The organism is Enterobacter asburiae (genome assembly GCF_008080435.1).
Lineage (GTDB): Bacteria > Pseudomonadota > Gammaproteobacteria > Enterobacterales > Enterobacteriaceae > Enterobacter > Enterobacter asburiae_C.
Map to the genome: position 1 here is coordinate 1 of NZ_VRKN01000051.1, position 2155 is coordinate 2155.

Genomic DNA, 2155 nt, shown 5'->3' on the forward strand with positions numbered 1-2155 from the left:
GAGAGCATGAAAAACCGTGGGGCAGTCACCAAATGGGTCACCTGCCCGGGTTAGAATAACCAGCACCTTTCCATGACAACGCTCACCGCCAACCTATATGAAGATCTACGTCATCAAAATCGTGGTTCGTGGTGTCAGTCCCATGGTCTGGCGTCGACTAAGAATCGCGGCTGATACCTCACTGGCCGCACTTCACTTCATTTTCCAGATAGCGCAGGGCTGGGGTGACGATCACCTTCACCAGTTTCATATTTATGGCAAAGATTACGATATCTCTTATGAGGGTGGCATTGGTTTTCCGGATAACCCCTTCCGGATCGTGATTGATGACTTCGCCTTTGACACCGGCGACCGATTTACCTACGAATACAATTTCTTTGAGCACTGGCTTCATGACATCCGTGTTGAAGCCATTCATGAAGACTCCATGCTGAAAACGCCATTTTGTATAAACGGCCATGGAATGCCCGGAGCCACAGCAGCGGATGAAGCCGATAAGACGCTGGCGTTTCTGGAGGCCATCGTTAATGCGGATGATGCAACAGCGGTTGGTGAGATCCGCCCCTTTGTTGACGAACTGGACGCTGTCCTGTTCAACCGCAATAAAATCAATCGGCAACTGAGCAAACTCGACCTTGCCTCTCCGGCACTGGAGCCTGAAGTGATCTGGCGGGTCGTCGACACTGACTGATGTCTATACCACCGCAGGAGGCAACGATGAAATTGACGCTACAGGTAGTCATAACCGATGAATCAGGCGTGAGTAGAACGGAAGAACTGATGACATTGCAGAGATCAGGATATGCCCTGAATGATATCGGGTTATCGCTTTCAGAGTCAAAGCAGTTGCTGAATATCGTCCAGCAGTCGGTGGTTCAACAGCAGGCTGATGAATATACTCGCCAGCATATCCAGTGTCCTCACTGCCTTGCGGCGCGCAGGATCAAAGGCCGGCAGAAAATACAGTACAGGACACTGTTTGGCATTATTCCTGTCTCAGGGCTCCGGGTGTGGCGGTGTCGTTGCGAAGAAAGTGCGACAAAAACCGTCAGTCTGCTCAGTGATTGGGCTGGCGATCACACCCATCCTTCACTGAAATATATAGAAACCCGCTGGGCGTCCATGATCTCGTATGAAATGACGACTCGCCTGCTGAAGGATGTTCTGCCGGTGGGGGATAGCCTGAATGCCTCAACGGTGAGGAATCATTTATGCCAGGTGGCACAGCGTCTTGATGCTGAGGCGGAATCGCATTCTGGTTTTCTTTCCGGCTGCCCCCGTGACTGGGGTAACCTGACCAGACCAGGGAAACCGCTTGTGGTGGGCATTGATGGTGGTTATGTTCGCGACCGGGATGACAAAAAGCGTAATTTTGAAATTATTACCGGTAAATCTTTTTCAATCGGGGCGCCAACAGACACGCGCCGTTTCGGCTTTGTCCAGAAGGGTGACTGTCATCCGGAACGCAGGCTCATGGCACACTTGTCTGCCCAGGGAATGCAGGCCAACCAGCAGATTTTCTTTCTGTCCGACGGTGCGGATAACCTGAGGGAACTGCAGTTCGGCATGTATCCTGAGTCAATTCATGTGCTTGACTGGTTTCATATTACGATGCGGCTGACGGTGCTTATGCAGTATGCAAAGGGGCTGCAGGTGTCAGACCCAGAGACGGGCAGTAAAGTTTCTGCGCTTCTGGAAAGCAGTAAACGATACCTCTGGCATGGCAATGTTGTCGCCGCACTGGAGCATATCGATAATTGCGTCATGTATTGCGATGACCCTGAGCTCAACTATGCAGGCCTGAAATCCCTGCAAAAACACCTGGATGAAATGTATACCTACATCCGGAACAATAAGATGATGATCCCAAACTACGGTGAAATGCACCGGTACGGAGAGCCTGTTTCAACGGCGTTTGTGGAATCAACGATAAATGAAGTGATCGCCAGACGAATGGCCAAAAAGCAGCAGATGCAGTGGAGCAGAAAAGGGGCACATTATTTGTTACAGACCCGGACCGCTGTTCTGAATAACGAGCTGCAGGATAAATTCGCCTGCTGGTATCCGGGGTTCTCGATGGACGAACAAAGTGATGGAAAGGTATCAGCGATGGCAGCTTAGATTACGACTGCCCCACGGTTTTTCATGCTCTCCT

Annotated in this window: 2 protein-coding genes; both read left to right on the forward strand. The window is 50.9% G+C overall.

What is annotated here, in order from left to right; all coding sequences use genetic code 11:
- Nucleotides 1-97 precede the first annotated feature (97 nt).
- Entirely contained in the window at nt 98-691 is a 594-nt protein-coding gene (locus FU672_RS24720; protein ID WP_148245219.1) for a plasmid pRiA4b ORF-3 family protein, read from the forward strand.
- Between the two features lie 26 nt (nt 692-717).
- Nucleotides 718-2121 (forward strand): ISKra4 family transposase, encoded by a 1404-nt coding sequence (locus tag FU672_RS24725; RefSeq protein WP_148245220.1) that lies wholly within the window; start codon nt 718-720, stop codon nt 2119-2121.
- Nucleotides 2122-2155: the final 34 nt, after the last annotated feature.

Bases quoted from the DNA above. Each gene is read 5' to 3' on its own strand.
- FU672_RS24720 (WP_148245219.1), top strand. From the start codon at position 98: ATGAAGATCTACGTCATCAAAATCGTGGTTCGTGGTGTCAGTCCCATG.
- FU672_RS24725 (WP_148245220.1), top strand. From the start codon at position 718: ATGAAATTGACGCTACAGGTAGTCATAACCGATGAATCAGGCGTGAGT.